Source organism: Mesoplasma seiffertii ATCC 49495, assembly GCF_000518725.1.
Lineage (GTDB): Bacteria > Bacillota_I > Bacilli_A > Mycoplasmatales > Mycoplasmataceae > Tullyiplasma > Tullyiplasma seiffertii.
Genome location: NZ_KI912485.1, coordinates 307,468 through 324,186 on the forward strand (window position 1 = coordinate 307,468; position 16,719 = coordinate 324,186).

Genomic DNA, 16,719 nt, shown 5'->3' on the forward strand with positions numbered 1-16,719 from the left:
TAACAACAAACTACAACTATAAAATAAAAAAACTTAGCAAGCTAAGTTTTAAAATTCAAATGTTAATTGTTCGTCACTTGATAATGAATCAGTAATTCCTAATTCATCAAAGATTTTTAATTGTGTTTGTGTAACTTGAGTTCGATTTTTTAAATCCGATACTGAAGCAATTGCTGAAATTTCTCGAGCTTTAACAATTGATTCGGCCACAGTGATTCCTAGTGAATCAATAATATTAAATGGCGGAATAATTGTCTTTTCATGAGTTTCAGGATTTTCTACAACCACAAATCTTGAAGCTTGTGAAACCTTAAAATCAATATTTCCAAATTTAATTCCACGAGAGAACATTTCCAACATGATTTCATAAACGACCATCAGGTCTTCATCTTTTTTAGTTAATTTATCACCATAAGTTCCTGATGATCTAGCTTCTAACTCTTTAAGACGAGCATTAACTGCATCATATCCTCCAAGAGAAACTTTTAAATCAAAAGCATCAGCTCTAGTTGATAAGAAGGTCGCATAGTATTCTGCTGGATAATGAATTTTGTATCACGCAATTCGATATGCCATTAGCACATACGCTGTCGCATGGGCTTTAGGGAACATATACTTAATTTTTAAACATGAATCAATATATCAGTCGGGAACATTGCATGCCTTCATTGCTTCAATTCAAGGTTTTTTCAATCCTTTACCTTTACGAACAGATTCCATAATTGTAAAGGCCATTGATGAATCTAATCCCATTGACATTAAGTACACCATGATATCATCACGACATCCAATAACTGTCGAAATATTTGCTTTATTTTCTTTAATTAAATCACGAGCATTTCCTAATCACACATCAGTTCCATGAGATAATCCAGAAATTTGCACTAAATCGGCAAAAGTTTTAGGACTTGTTTCTTTAAGCATCCCTCTAACAAACTGAGTTCCAAATTCGGGAATTCCAATTGCTCCTGTTGTTTCTCCATTAATTTGGTCTGGTTGAATTTTTAAAGCACTTAATCCAGAAAAGAGTGAATAAACTCGTTTATCATTTGTGGGAATTGTCATTGGATCAACTCCTGTAATATCTCTTAAAATTTTTAAAGCTGTCGGATCAACATGACCCAAAATATCCATTTTCAATAAGTTGTCATGAATAGAATGGAAATCAAAGTGAGTTGTTTTTCAGCTTGAAGATGTATCATCAGCTGGATAGTTAATTGGCGTAAAATCTTCAATTTCATACTCCGATGGTAAAATGATAATTCCTCCGGGGTGTTGTCCAGTTGTTCGTTTAACTCCTTGAGCTAAACTAGCCAAACGTTCAATTTCAACTTTTCGTGGTTGATTTTCATAACCAAATTTTTCTTCATAGTATGATTTAACATACCCAAACGCAGTTTTTTCGGCAACTGTCGAAATTGTTCCGGCACGAAAAACATTATTTTCACCAAACATTTCTTTAGTAAAGTTATGGGCTGTTGGTTGATATTCTCCAGAAAAATTTAAATCAATATCGGGAACTTTATCTCCTTCAAAACCTAAAAAAGTTTCAAACGGAATATCATGTCCATCCCCTACTAAACTTGACTGACATTTTGGACATTGTGCTGGTGATAAATCATAACCACATTTAACATCAGCTGGAGTATTAAAATCTGAATACTGACAAGTTTCGCAACGATAATGCGCCTTCAAAGGGTTAACTTCGGTAATCTTTGCCATTGTTGCTACAAACGATGAACCAACTGATCCTCTTGAACCTACTAAGTAACCATCATCTAAAGACTTTTTAACAAGTAAGTGAGAAATTCAGTAAACAACTGAAAATCCATACTTGGTAATTGAAGTTAATTCTTTTTCCAATCGTGCTTTAACAATTTCAGGCAATTCTGGACCATATAATTCATGTGCTGTTTCATAACATTTTGCTCGCAATTTTTCATCTACATTTTCAATTGATGGAGTATATAAACCATCTTTAATAGCTTCAATATTTGGTTCTACCATTTGAGCAATTAAATTTGTGTTTTCAATTACAAGTTTGTTAATCAACTCTTGGTCTTCTAATCAAGCAAACTCTTTAAGCATTTCATCTGTTGTTCGTAAATGCTGATCTGGGTTATCTTTAACTCGTCCTTTGTAATCAAATAATGGGTGACGTGTTCCTCCCAATCCTTTAGCATTAATATAAACTTCACGAATTTGTTTTAATTCAGGATTGGCATAATGGGCATCACTAGTTGCCACTACAATTTTGTTAAATTTTAAGGCTGCTGAAATAATTAATTTGATTGTTCGTTTTAATTCTTCTTCATTTAAAGAATCATTTTGTAAAAGATTTTTATAAACACTTAAAGGTTGAACTTCAACATAGTCGTAGTCCTGAATACGTTTTTCCAGTTCAACAATTGTGTTAGTTCGAGCCATTTCAAAAATCTCTCCATTAACGCAAGAAGTTCCTAATAAAATATTGCCACGATCACGAGTTTCAATTAAAGTATTTTTAAAGATTTTTGGACCTCCAAAAAAGTTATCGGTATGTGATTTTGAAACAAGTTTATATAAATCTTTTAATCCTACTTGGTTTTTAACTAAAACTGTTGTGTGAAATCCACGAGTTTTAACATAGTTCATATTTTCTTTATCATTTTCTGGATGAATTTTTGCTCAATCAGAATCAAGATTGATATCAGTTTTTTTACGCATTTCTGCTCACATGTGTTCATAAATATCTGTTAAAACATCAGCGTCATAATCTCCACGGTGGGCAACTTTTTCATCATAAAGAATTCCATTCTTTTTAGCAACAGTTCCCAAACGGTGATTTTTCAATCCAGGGTACATTGCACGAGCAATAGTTAAAGTATCAATCACAGTATTTGTTAATTCCGGATATCCTAATTTTTGAGCATAACTATTTAAGAAGTTAAAGTCGAAATTAGCGTTGTGAGCTACTAAAATTGCTCCATCAATAATTTCATAAATTTGTTTAAAGGCTTCTGCAATTGAAGGTTTATCTGCCAGCATTTCATCAGTAATATGAGTCAAATCTTTTGTAAACTGTTTAAGCTTTTGTTCAGGTTTAATTAGAATATCTACTTGCTTACGTTCTCCAGTTTTGTAGTTATAAATAACTGCTCCGAACTCAATAATTTCATCAAATTCTGGTGACAGTCCTGTAGTTTCTAAATCGTAAACCACTAGCTTAGTTTCACGTAAGTTTTGGTTTTTAGGATTTTTAACATATCACAAATCGTTTGGTAACATTGTCATTTCCAAACCATAAATCATCTTCATTTGGTTATCAAGATCACGTTTTTTATTAATTGACTTAATTGCTGCATAAGCATCGGGAAATGATTGGACATTATTATGATCAGTTAAAGCTATAGCATTTCATCCTCATTGGTTTGCTAAATTTGCATAATCTTTAAACTCAGAAATTCCATCCATCGCTGACATCTTTGAATGTAGATGTAACTCAACACGTTTATCTGCTGATAAATCTTTACGAATTTCGATATTTTTTTCAATTTTACAAAAGTTGTCAATGTAAAAAACTTGTTCTTGATCATATTGCGAATAACTTGTTTTTCCTTTTAAAGCAACTCAATCACCTTTGTCAATTCGTAAAGCTTGAAGTTCTTTGGCATTTTCAGCAGCTGCTTCTTCATCAGTCAAACTATCAAATAAACAATCGTTTTCATCTTTTCCAAAATAAGTTGCCTTAATTGAAGATTTATGATCGGTAACTCCCAGAATATAAATTTTTCTTCCAGCACGAGAAACTCTAATTTCTTTAGTCATTATCATTCCATGAATAACTACATTTTGCGCATCATTATCAATATCAGCAATTGACTGATAAGTTGGCTCGTCTAGTTTCACAAAGTTTCTTTTAAAAACTTTATTGTTAGCTTGGTAAGTTGTTCGGTTTGATTCATAACTAGTCTTAATTGTTTGCTCAAACTGAGCTTTTTTCTCAACAGTTAATTGATAATTTTGTTCGTGTTTTTTTCAATACTCTTCTTCATTGGTTTGGTCAACTACAATGTTAAAATTAATATTTTTAAAACCACATTGTTTTAATTTAGCATCACAGTATTTTGTTAAAATTTCCAACTCTTCTTTTTGCGATTGAGATTCAAGATTAAAAGTAATCGTTTGACTATCAATATCAAAAGAATATCCTTCGCGGTCTATGAAATTTCAACAACCTCCTTTTTCCTGAGCTTTATTGTTTTTAATTCATTCTAAATATTCTCAAACAATTCCTTCTTCAATTTGTTGATGTTTAACATCTAAAATTAATTTCATTGGAACATAATCATTATTCTTAAAAGATTGATTAATTTGATTGATAATTCTAATTGGCAGAAAATTATTGATTCGAATATGCACATAAGCTTTTCCTTTTAATTTAGAAATCTTAATTTGTTCAACCAACTCAGCATTTTCAAAATACGCTAAATCAAGGTCATCAAAAGTTATTGATAACTTCTCGAAAATATTTTTAATTGCTTTGTTCATAAATGTTGTCCTCTCTAGCCAATTAATAAATCTTTTAATGTAATGATAATAAATAATCCTGCAAATAATAACGCTCCAATTGAATAAACTATTAGTTTAAATTTTTTATTAAGCGGTTTTTTAGTAACAGCTTCCACGGCATTTTCTAAAAAACGGTATCCGTCAAGCGGTGGAATTGGAATCATATTTAGCATAAACAGGTTTGCTGAAATTCCCGCTACATATAAGAAGAAAGTTGTTGGTGAATTCATCACAGTTGCTGTTTGACTTGCCATTCCTAATGGTCCTGATAGGGCTTGAATATTTCCAGTAAACAACATTCCCAAACCTTTTAATAATGCAATTGATTGATCAAAAGTTTCTTTTCATCCATATCCATAAGCACTCGCAGTTGATTTGAAATATCTTGTTGGTGCAGCAATTCCCATGCTAATTTTATTTTGTTGTTTTCAACTTTCAATAATTGCTTGATCTTGTTCTTTGTCAATTTTATAAAAGTTACTATCTTTAAAATCATAAACTTTTGTAACTCTTCCTGAATAACGATCAATTTCAACAAACGAAAATCTTAGCTGTAAAGTTTCAAAATTTTTAGGGTCACTAAATGCTTCTGCTTTTAACGTATCAATCATTGGATAAACAATTTTTGTGTAAGTTGGTGCTAAGTCATTAATATCATACTCTTTATAATAAGCAATTGGATCTTGACTATCTTCAAATTTAAACTCTCATCCGGTAATCGCATATTGTTGGGCATCAGGAGCAAAACTTTTTAGATTTTGCTCTTCTAGTTGGTTATTAATAACTTTGTAAGCAATACTATTATCAGCAAATTTTTGGCCATAAAAACTCATATCATTATCTTTATAACCATTGGCCATAAAAATTGTTGTAATTAAAAATAAAGCAATTATAAAGTTCATTAATGGACCAGCAATTATAAAAAAAGCTTTTTTTCAACGAGCAATATAATCAATTTTACGAGCATCTGGAATTTGAAGTGCTTCTTCTTCGCGACCTAACGGTGGTTCAGCAGCATCAGAAGCAATTGAAACAAATCCTCCAATTGGAATCAAACGAATTGAATATCAAGTTTCTTTACCTTTTTTAGTAAATAGTCTTGGTCCAAATCCTAACGATAACTCATAAACATAAGCTTTTGATAATTTTGCTACAATAAAATGCCCAAGTTCATGAAGCATAATTAAAAATAGCACTGCAATAATTCCTACAAAAAAGGCAACAATAATTAATCCTGTACTCATTTGGCCTCCTTTTTACTACCTGCTTTAAGTAAAACTTCTTTTAAGCGAACAATGTCAAAATATAGATCATGAAAAATACTAAATAAAATGAATCTAATCGATCAAGAATCCCTCCATGACCAGGAATTAAATTTGAATAATCTTTAATTCCCAAATTACGTTTAATCGCACTAAACAATAAGTCTCCTATTTGACCAGTAATTGAGACAGCAATTGTTATAAAAATAAATATTAGAATTGGAATTCAAGCTGTGTCTCCTTCAACTAGAATGTAGATAATTCCAAACAATGGAGCAAATTCTTGAGTTTCTTCAATAAATAATAGCGAAACAGAAAAACCAATTCCAATTAATGCCGCCACTGCAGTTCCAATAATTGCTCCTTCTCAGGATTTATTAGGACTTATTCTCGGTGACAACTTATGTTTTCCAAATTTTGATCCACCTAAATATGCAAACGTATCTGTAAAAATAATTGTACATCAAATTCAAAGGATAGCAGTAAATGAATAAGTTGGTGTATTTTCCGCTAACTGAACAAAATCATTTGCATAAACGTTAGGAAGTGAATCTAAAAATAATGGGTTTATGCTTGAGTTGTCATATCTAACTGATAAAGAAATTGTTGTAAAACCTTTCATTGCAAAAACAATAATAATTGTAATTGCAAAGATTAATAATCCTTGCTTGTAAGTTCCTCTTTTAATTTGAGTTGGATCCTTAGCTGGACGTTTTTCAGTTCTTCATCCAACAATCCCGATAATTACAAACCCTAAAATTAAAATGATTGTGCAAACTCAAGGACTTCGCATCCCTTTTAAGAAGTTAATATTAATAAAGCGATAAAAAAATAAATCTCTCAAAGTTTCTATTTGTCCAAAAGGTCAAACAAAGATAAATAATGCAGTAGCTATAAGGACTATTTGGACTGGCCATTTTCGAATTCCGACAGCTTTATTGAATTCATAGACACTGGCTCCGATTAAGATAGCCGTTGTTAATAACGATAAATATCCAAAGATATTTGCCAATAAAGTTGATTCACCTTCACTTCGATTAATTTCGGTGTGAAAAATTGGTAACAACAAATAAACTATCATTAAAATAACTAAAAAAATTGCTGATATAAGGCGAACCTGAAGATTTGTCTTTTCCTTTTTAGGAGTTAGGATAGATTCGCCAACTGTTTTTTTAGATGTTGAATTCATACATTCCTCCTACGCATAAAATACATTTAAATTTATTTTAACATTTTTAATGATTGTTTTGCCAATCTAAAAATTAATCTTTTCTTTTAAATTATTCTAAGATGAGTGGAAATACAAAAAACCAGAGTTTTTCTGGTTTTGTTGAATTTAAATCTTATAAATTACTCAATAGAGAAGTCTAAATCTGAAATAACCTGAATTTGATTATCTTTAGCAATAACTTTGTGAACTTTATTATTTAGGAAAAATTCATACTCTTGCTCGATAGTTTCACCAAAAGTCTTAATAATTAGCTTTTGGTGATCTAAAGCGTTAAAGTGATAGTCTCCATTTGCTAAAGTCACAATTAGACTCCCATCTTTTATAAAAATTAATGTTTCTGTTAATGGGCAATCAATTTCGTAAACCTGATTACCATAATATATTTGAGTTTTGTCAAAGAAATTTCGCCATTTTCCTTTAGGGAAGTATACTTGGCGGCGAGTTGTGTTGGCTGTTAAAATTGGAGCAACCATCAAATTATCACCTAGGTAAAACTGATCATCAATAGTTGTGGCGATTTGATCAGTTTGATGTTCTAAAACTAGCGGACGCATAATTGGCAATCCTGTTTTAATCGCAACTTGCTCAAAAATTTTGTAATGCGGTAGCAATTGTTTTTTCAATTTTGCAGCCTTGACAGCAACTTCCAAAACTTGATCAGAAAAATATCAAGGTTCACCTTTACCAATACTGTGATACCTACTAAACGGAGTCAACATCCCTACTTGAGTTCAACGAATATATAAATCATCAGTTAACTCTGCAGTTTTTTTGAATCCAGAAATATCAGTTCCTCACATTATTTCTCCTGCTAATCCTAAAGACAATCCAGCATTTAAATGAATTTTTAATTCTCGAAAATTACTAATTGTATCTCCAGATCATTTACCAGGAAATTTTTGCGTTCCAATATATCCAGGACGACATAAAACCATTGTTTTACCAGCCCCAAAGTACTCTTCACTTGCTTCATGGCAACATCTAACATAAAGATATGTATAATATTGTTTAAATTCCTTACCAGTGAAGCCATTATACATTAGGGCATCTTCAGGTAATCCATCCCCATAATCAGGTTTAAGATAACGCAGACCTAAACTAAATAACTTTTTCAGTTGCTCTTTGTATCATAAATAAGCTTGAGGATTTGTAAAATCAATTAAGTGATTATTTTCTTGATAAGTTTCGGTTCCTGTTCAAGGATGAGCCAATTCTCCATTTGAAGTTTTAACTAAAAAGTTGTTATCTAGCAAAAACTTTCAGGTTGCTGAATTGTCATCTTGAATATAGGGATTAATTCAAAAGCACATTTCTAAATTACTTTCAGCTACTTTTGTAAACAATGCTTCAAAGTCTCCAAAGGCATCAGTGTTGTATTCGAAATTGCAACTTTTTGTAAACCGATTCTTTAATCATTTTGGATCTAAAGTAATCACATCCAATGGAAATTGATAATTTCTTGCATTCTCAATTTCATCTGTTAATTCTTTATAGTTATGATAGTACAAACGATTCAATCAAATTCCATAAGCACTATCCGGAACTCCTTTAATTTTTCCCGTAAGTTCTGTGAACTGACTGATCATTGCTTTAAGACTATCACCTGTAAAAAAGTACAAGTCCAAATATTCATCATCAGTTGTAAATGATAAAGCATCTGTTGTGGGTGACCCAATCTCAAATGTTGTTTTACTTCCGGTATTTAAAAGCACTCCTCAATTCTTTGTTGAATATATTAGTGGTAATCCATTATAGGCTAGATCATGATTAGCTGCTACAGAATTATCGGAATTGTAAATTACACTTTCAACTCCGTTTTTAACTAATGGGCGAAATTTTTCTCCCAACCCGAAAATCTTTTCATCATTTTCAATTCAAAACGACATAAATGGCTGACGACAATTAGTTTCTTGAACTTTAAAGCCTAAGCCAGGATTAATATGATCATCTAAAAATTCATAACCATTACGATCATTAGTTTGAAATTTAGGTTGTCCACTTTGATCTAGAAGTACCATTTTAAACGGTTGTTTATGAATAACTAAAGTTTCTTGTTCTGGTAAAGAAACAATAATTTCTTGGTCCGTATTTTGATACTTTAGAGGTACCGTTGTAACTGCTTGATTTAAATATTCATCAAAAGTTGGGGGTTTAACTTTTGAACTATATTCAAGATGAATAACCCCAATATTGGTTAAACTTAATTTTAGGGTAGCCTTTTGAAAATTTGATAACGTGGTTTCAATATACAAAACCCGTTCCTTTTCTCAAACATCAGAAACATATCTAGCAATACTATATTCAAAGTTATGATCAAAAATACGTTGCTTAATTGGATAACTATGATTCATCATTTTGGGTTTAAGATTTCGTGTTCAACTCATTTGCTTTTTGCTCCTTTGACTCTAATTTCTCAAGAATTTTATGTTTGTAAAAATCACTTTTACCACCATAAACAAGTTGTCAAGAATTTCCTTTTTTAACAACAGCAATCGCTCCAGTTTCTGCTTTAAAGATTTCGTCATTAGCAACTTTGTCAGGTTGTTTAATAATAGTACGTAATCGTGTCATGCAAGCATCAACTTCCGCAATATTATTTAGTCCTCCCAATAAACTTATAATTTTTTCAATTTGTAAATTCTCATCATTTTTTAAAGATTTTTGTAAACTTTTAGCAGAATTTGAATCTTGAGGAGTAGTTTCAAATCCCGGAATTGAAGGTTTAAAAATTCTAGTAATATATTTAAAGATTACAAAGTATATTCCTCCAAATACCGCACTTGTTAAAACAAATCAAATTCCGTCATATCACAAGTTAGCTCTAAATCCAGCTGATGGTAAAGAACTTGGTCCTGTGATTCCAATATATTTAATGATTGTTTCAATCCCTCCAAAAGCATGAATTCGCATTGGGATGAAATCTACTAAACCAAAGGCAACTCCAGTTAATAAAGCATGTACTACATATAAGAATGGAGCTGTGAAAATGAAGATAAATTCAATTGGTTCAGTAACTCCTGTTAAGGCACAAGCTAATGCCCCTGATACATAAATTGATTTGTTGCGATCACGATGTGATTTAGGAATTGCATATAACATTCCAAATCCTGCCCCAACTAAACTTCCGGTTGAGGTAATCATTTGCCCGGCTTTAAATCGTACCGGTTCAAATGTGTCAAGAATCAAGTTATACATTTCTTCAGTAGAAATATTAATTTGATGTGAACTAGCAAATCCAGCTCAATTATTTTTAACATGCCCCAAAGCACTAACTCAAGTGAAGTACATTTTTTCTTGACCTTCAGCACTTAAATCAGTTAACTTCCCTGAGTATGTTGAAAAGAACTCAGCAATTTGATTAACTAACACCTTGTCTCCAATTGTTGAAGCTTTCAAGGCATCAACAAATTGTTCTGGTGACAGATAATCAAGATTACCTCCAAATGCAGTATAGTTCATAGGAATTGTAATCATATGGTGCAATCCAAATGGTAATAATAAACGTTCTAAAGTTCCATAAACAAATGGCATAGCGAATGGCAGGTCATTGTTTTGGGCAATTTGTTTTCCAATTGAGTTAATTCCAACTTGTGCTGCTGGTCATAAAATAGTCAAACAACAAGCAAGCGGTAACGCTAAAATGAATACCATAAATGGAACAAATCGTGGACCATTAAAAAATGCTAAACTATTAGGTAATTTATTAAAAGTATGGAATTTGTTAAAGATTGATGCTCCCACAAATCCCATAATGATTCCTCCCAGAGCATCAAAGCGCAATGCTTTAACTCCTGATTGAGCAATAAAGAAATCATTTGTTGGCATTCACTTACCACCCATAATGTAGTTCATGAAATATTCAACTTCGTTTCCATTAGCATTAATTTCAGTTTTGGTAATAAAAATTGTTGAACCAACTGCTAATAAAACAAAGTATCCTAGTCCCCCAGCAAATGCTCCTCCTGCTTGATTTTTTGATCATGATCCACCAATAGCAATGGCAAACAATAGGCCCATGTGAGTAAATGGTATTCAACCAATTGTTTCAACAACTTGACCAATTTTTAAAAATACCCCCGACACACTTTCAATTTGTCCCAGACCCAAAGGACCAATGATTTTTCCTAAAGTGATTAGTAACCCTGCTGCTGGTAAAACAGCAATCATTGTTAAAATGGCCTTAGCAAACTTTGATAAAAACTCATGCATTTTTGAGGTCTTGCCTTTTTTAAAAATCGCGGTGAGTTTTTGACTTTTGGTTTTGAATGAACCAACTTCTGGTACTTCTATTTTTTTCATTTTCATCCTTTCTGATAACTTAATATCAACAAAAGAATAAACCAGATTTTTGCTATTTAAGAGTTGTACATACAGGTTAGAAAAACAAAAAAAGTGCCTAAAACACTTCTTTGCTTGTTAATTCAAATTGCTCAGGAATATATTTTTCAACTGAGCACTCAATAATTTCATTATACTCATTGACCGAAATACTATACTTACAAGGAATATTTTCGTCAATTTTAACTTTAAGAATAGTCGCATCTAAGGCATTGCTTTTTGTAATTACCAGTTTTTTTTCGCTTGATGTTAAAACTTGATGCTTGTCTTCTAAAAATTCTAAAACAGATCTTTCGATTGCGTGATAATCTAATGCTCCTACAATTTTAGTATTGATTCAAATGATTGAATATTTATGTAAAATCGCATTTCGATAACGGACCTTAATGACTGATTTAAAACTTTGAGGGTCACAATTAAAAGATTTAACAAAAAACTCATCTAGAGGTAAGTCTTTAACTAATAATTCCGACTTGGTATTTTGGTGTTTGAGATTAAATGATATCGTACGCTTTCAAAGGCTTTTTGAATTAGTAAAATAACCTTTACCTTTAACTGAAAATATAATATTTTGCGCTTCAAGTTTTTTAAGAACAAGACGAATTGTTTGTCGCGATGTATAATATTTTTTCGCATACATTTGTTCACTTAATAGTTTGGCTCCAGATTGATATTGTTTAATATCTTGCAATATTAAACTAAAAATTTCTTCACTAAGTGACATCGAAACTTCTCAGGATTAATTCTTAACAATAATTAATTCACGTGGTGATGTTGTTAACATTTCATATCCATCTGGTGTTACTAAAAGGTCATCTTCAATTCTAACTCCCCCAACTCCAGGAATGTAAATTCCTGGTTCAACTGTGATTGTCATGTTAGCTTCTAAAATTGTTTGTGACAATCCATTTTCATAAGGTTCCTCATGAATTTCTACTCCGATACCATGTCCTAAACCATGATCAAAGTAACCTTCATACCCAGCATCAGCAATAAATTTAGCAACTTCACGATGAATATCTCCAGCATTTTGTTTAGCCTTAACTAAACTAATTCCTAAACTTTGGGCTTCATAAACAGTTTTATAAATATCTAGTAACTTAGGATCTGTAATTTCTCCAATAGCAAATGTACGAGTTTGATCAGAACAATAACCATTATAGAAGCAACCCATATCTAAAGTCACTAACTCTCCAACTGCTAGTTTTTTATCTGTTGGTACAGCATGTGGCATGCTTCCATTAACTCCACTTGCAACAATAGTATCAAAACTTAATTTATCAGCACCATTTGCAAAAAAGCGGTCGCTAACAAAACGAGCTAATTCTAACTCAGTCATTCCTGGTTTAACAAATTGCAAAACTTCCTGAAAAACTGTATTGGTAATATCACATGCGGTTTTAATTTGAGCAATTTCCCAAGCTTCTTTTTCCATTCTTAGCATTGAACAATCAATTGGAACTAAAGTTTGTTTAGTGAATTTATCTTTAAACCCCAAATATTGGTTATAAATTACTCAATCAGCTTCAAATCCTAAAGTTTTAACTTGATCTTGATCTAAAACTTTTTGCATTTCTGTTCAAACATTTTTCCCAAAGTGAATAATATGATCAACATTTTGCAAATCACTTTTATTTTTAGCAGCAGTGATATAACGACCATCTAAAAATAAGTAGGCTCCTTTACGGGTAATAATTAGATACCCTAATGATGAATGAAAACGTGAATATCAGTAACGATTTTCTGGAGCATATAAAATAATTGCATCCGTTTGTTTACTATCTAATAAATTAATAATTTTTTCGTATTTTGTCATTATAGTTCTCCTTTAAATGTATTAACTATATTATAGAATAAAAACGCGGTCTTCAACTCAATATCGATAATAAAAAAATCTCCGCTTATACATCAACGATAATGTTCGATTATCTTTTGTATATGTGGAGAATAATTTGTATCTTTAAAAAAGACTATTTTTTTTGTTTATGAATTTCGTGTTTGTTGCAGTTTGAGCAGTATTTTGAAGCTTCAATTTTTTCTTTTTTCTTATCGTTTTTCCCGATGTAATTTTCATTTTTACATGCTGTACAACGTAAAATATATTTTTCGCGCATATTAACATTCACCTCTCTAAATTCATCATATTATTTTAAAATATTTTGCTATAAGCATTCTTGAAAAGTTTGCTTGCCTTTAAATAATATCAATTCCTAAACAATTATACAATAAAAACTAGTTTTTGTTTCAGAAAAAATTTAGAAAGTAAATTATTGAAATAATGATAGTTGCTTTGTTGTTAGTAACTATCTTTATTAAGAAGAGATTATTCTAAGTCACCCGTGCAAAAGTGTTTCTTTTTTTAAAATCCAAAACCTATAAATAGATATAAATATAAATAGTTATATTTTTATTAGGGCTTTTATAGTAAAATTATATAGATTATTTATATCGTCACTTAAGGAGGATTTATGAAAAAATTATTATCATTGTTAGGAGCAGTTAGTTTAACAGCGACAGCTAGTTTAGCTGTTGTCGCATGTACTAATTGAACAAATTACAATAACTTTGAAAATTGAGTTAACGAAACAAAAGTTCAATATAAAGGTGATACTGGAGAAGTAGTTACAAAAGGGTCTTCTGCTGTTATTTATATTGGAGCAAAAGATAATGCTAGTTCACTTTCGTTTCAAGCAGCAGTTGAAGAATTTTTAGATCCTACTGGACATGACTTTAATACTGGGTTAAAAAACTTAAGTACAGATAATGAGGATTTAGGTTGAAACATCAAAGCAGCTTCTGGAGCGCTTAAGAATGGTTATAGCGATTCAACAACTTGAAGTACTGCAACTGTTAAAAAACAAACTCCTAAGAAGAAAAAAGCTTATTGAGAAAAAACAAAAATTAATGAAGACCAGAAATATGTTGTTACAAAAGACAAGTTAGAAGAAAAGGTAACCTTTAATTCAATTATTTTAGATGAAATGAGTCAGCTTTGAACAAGCAAACCAATGAAAAAAATTGTTAGCGATGTAATTGAAGAAAATATTGCTAAGTCATTATTATCATCTAATTCTAATGCTAATGCTGACAATAAGGTAGTGACTGAAAACGTAAATACAATTTTAGCTTCATTGACAGATACTAAAGGGCCAATTTTCTTAACTATTAGAAATGGTGTTATTACCGGATTTGTTAATGGATTTGAATTATTCTATGAATTTAATCAAGGTGATAGCAAAGCAATTGATGAAACACTTGGTACTATTGAAGAAGCTAAGGAAAAACGAAAAACATCATTAATTAATTTATTAAGTGCAATTGAAAAAGAACTTAACTCTAACATTGAAGATCATTTATTATATAATGGCTCTCCAACCCTTAATGCTAATCCAACTGGAAAAGCAGTATTTACAACTTGAGACGAAGGAAGTTCAAATTTTGATAAGGATAAACAAACAAAGCCTCGTCCTTACCAATACAGTTTAAGTAACCAATACTTAAATAACTTTAAAAAATAATCTTTAAATCAACTAAGAAATTAGTTGATTTTTTTATATTACTTCTTTGCTTTGATGGTTATTAAAGTTTTATACCGACCATTATAAACAAAAAACTATTTAGGTGATGATTTGAATATAAAAAACATCCAGTTAAAGTAACAAATTGTTTGTAGCTACTTTATTTTAGATGTTCTTCTGTATAAAAATTAGTCTATTACAATGGTAAATCCTTATTCTTAAAGATATAAATTCCACCCGCAAATAATCCAACTGTAATCATTAATAAACCTAAATCTTGGAATAATCACGTTGTGACTTTTGTTCCTACAATACTTATTGGATCAAATAAAGTAATTACCGAAAAGTATTTTAAAAACTCAACATTCAAAGTTTCAATCATTGACAATGTTGTCAGAATAAAAAAGACTGCGGGAATCCCTGCTCCACACACAATTGATCACCCTGTCTTGTTAAATAAACATGAAAAGATTCAAGCAATTCCAGCAAAAACTGTTGATAGTAGAGTTAAATTAATCATTCATAAGGTTCAATCGCCATAGCTTAGATTCGCCCCTGTCATTGCAATCAATCCATAGCCAACACATAAGTAAACGACTCCACTCATAATAATTAGCATTAAGAATACGAACGCTTTTGATACCAAAATTTTTGTTCTTGATAATGGTGTTGACAAATAATAAGCCATATAACCCTTTTCAATTTCACGAGCAACAATTTTGTTTCCTACAATCGCGGTAAAAATAATTGGAATTTCAATTCCTATTGACCCAAAATACATTTTTCCTAAAACGACTTTTACTTGATCATCTTCTACTAAGAAGAAAAAGATTGTCATTAAAGCAGTTGAAGTCAAGGTTAGTACCGCTCACATTAATCATGTACCCTTAAAGGTATTTTTAATAATATATTTATTTAACATCTGGTCCTCCTGCATCTTTATAGAAATTCATAAAATACTTCTCTAGTGAAAATGGATTTTCTGAAATCATTTCCAAGTCATAGTTATTTAAATCTTTAATGAATTGGGGAACTTGGTTGGGCAAGATACTATATGTTACTTGATTTTTACTTTGTTTTAAAATCTTATAAGTTTTCAAAATTTCTTTAGTATTAAAAGTAACTGTATAGTAGCGTTCATTTTCTTGACGTAGTTTAGCTAAATCAAAATTGGAAACAATTCGTCCGCTTTTGACAATTGCTACCTTATCACAAGTTTTTTCAATTTCTTCAAATATATGTGAACTCATTAAGAACGTTGTTTTTTGTTGTTTACGTTCATTAACTAAATCAATAAATTTTTGTTGCATTAGCGGATCTAAACCAGTTGTCGGTTCATCCAAGATAATTAAACGAGGATGATGCATAAAGGCAATAATTAACCCAACCTTTTGCTTCATACCTTTAGACATTTTTTTAATTTTTTTATTCGGATCAAATTCTCAATATTTAATTAAATCTTCAACTTCATTTCAATTAGATTGATTTCTTAAATTAAATACTAGTTTGATAAATTCAGTTCCTGTCATGAATTCTGGAAATGCAATTTCTCCTGGTAAGTATCCTACCTGACTTTGAATTATGGCTGCATCATTTCAACTATTATAGTCAAAAACTTCACAGTTCCCCTCATCAGGTTTGATATATCCCATAATTGTTCTAATGGTTGTCGATTTCCCAGCCCCATTTGGACCTAAATAGCCAAATACTTCTCCTTGATTAACACAAAGATCAATATTAAAAATTCCATATCCATTCGGATATCTTTTTGATAGATTATTAATTTTAATAATCGGTGTTTGGTGTTTTGTATTCATTT

Annotated in this window: 11 protein-coding genes; 1 reads left to right on the forward strand and 10 read right to left on the reverse strand. The window is 30.9% G+C overall.

All coding sequences use genetic code 4. The features are described 5' to 3' along the window. Positions 1-48 precede the first annotated feature (48 nt). The 8 genes from L872_RS0102745 to rpmG all read right to left on the reverse strand — a co-directional run bounded on the left by L872_RS0102745 (position 49) and on the right by rpmG (position 13,496). Positions 49-4,530 carry a PolC-type DNA polymerase III gene (locus L872_RS0102745; RefSeq protein ID WP_027063340.1) on the reverse strand — a complete coding sequence of 1,494 codons (4,482 nt, stop codon included), beginning with the start codon at positions 4,528-4,530 and terminating at the stop codon, positions 49-51. Positions 4,531-4,544: 14 nt separating this feature from the next. Further along, positions 4,545-5,795 (reverse strand): M50 family metallopeptidase, encoded by a 1,251-nt coding sequence (locus L872_RS0102750; RefSeq protein ID WP_027063341.1) that lies wholly within the window; start codon positions 5,793-5,795, stop codon positions 4,545-4,547. Positions 5,796-5,835: 40 nt separating this feature from the next. Then, positions 5,836-7,002 (reverse strand): phosphatidate cytidylyltransferase, encoded by a 1,167-nt coding sequence (locus L872_RS04945; RefSeq protein ID WP_051418445.1) that lies wholly within the window; start codon positions 7,000-7,002, stop codon positions 5,836-5,838. A gap of 161 nt (positions 7,003-7,163) precedes the next feature. Beyond that, a complete protein-coding gene (locus L872_RS0102760) occupies positions 7,164-9,428 on the reverse strand; it encodes a TIM-barrel domain-containing protein (protein WP_027063342.1) in 2,265 nt (754 codons plus the stop codon). Beyond that, positions 9,406-11,343, reverse strand: coding sequence for a PTS transporter subunit EIIC (locus L872_RS0102765; protein WP_245576613.1), 1,938 nt, complete (start codon positions 11,341-11,343; stop codon positions 9,406-9,408). The genes L872_RS0102760 and L872_RS0102765 overlap by 23 nt, the downstream gene beginning before the upstream one ends. A 97-nt stretch (positions 11,344-11,440) precedes the next feature. Beyond that, a complete protein-coding gene (locus L872_RS0102770; protein ID WP_027063344.1) occupies positions 11,441-12,106 on the reverse strand; it encodes a UTRA domain-containing protein in 666 nt (221 codons plus the stop codon). Between the two features lie 15 nt (positions 12,107-12,121). Continuing rightward, complete coding sequence (locus L872_RS0102775) at positions 12,122-13,198, reverse strand: M24 family metallopeptidase (RefSeq protein WP_027063345.1); 1,077 nt, start codon at positions 13,196-13,198, stop codon at positions 12,122-12,124. A 154-nt stretch (positions 13,199-13,352) separates the two neighbouring features. Next, positions 13,353-13,496, reverse strand: coding sequence for a 50S ribosomal protein L33 (rpmG, locus tag L872_RS0102780; protein ID WP_027063346.1), 144 nt, complete (start codon positions 13,494-13,496; stop codon positions 13,353-13,355). A 354-nt stretch (positions 13,497-13,850) separates the two neighbouring features. Here rpmG and L872_RS0102785 point away from each other — a divergent pair, with 354 nt between their 5' ends. Continuing rightward, entirely contained in the window at positions 13,851-14,900 is a 1,050-nt protein-coding gene (locus L872_RS0102785) for a lipoprotein (RefSeq protein ID WP_027063347.1), read from the forward strand. Positions 14,901-15,096: 196 nt separating this feature from the next. Here the strand turns inward: L872_RS0102785 and L872_RS0102790 are convergent, their stop codons facing one another. Together L872_RS0102790 and L872_RS0102795 are read right to left on the reverse strand one after the other, a co-directional pair. Further along, the gene (locus L872_RS0102790) at positions 15,097-15,822 is read right to left on the reverse strand and encodes an ABC transporter permease subunit (RefSeq protein WP_027063348.1); all 726 of its coding nucleotides are present in this window, start codon (positions 15,820-15,822) and stop codon (positions 15,097-15,099) included. Then, positions 15,812-16,717, reverse strand: coding sequence for an ABC transporter ATP-binding protein (locus L872_RS0102795; RefSeq protein WP_036268866.1), 906 nt, complete (start codon positions 16,715-16,717; stop codon positions 15,812-15,814). Before L872_RS0102795 ends, L872_RS0102790 begins: the two co-directional genes overlap by 11 nt. Positions 16,718-16,719: the final 2 nt, after the last annotated feature.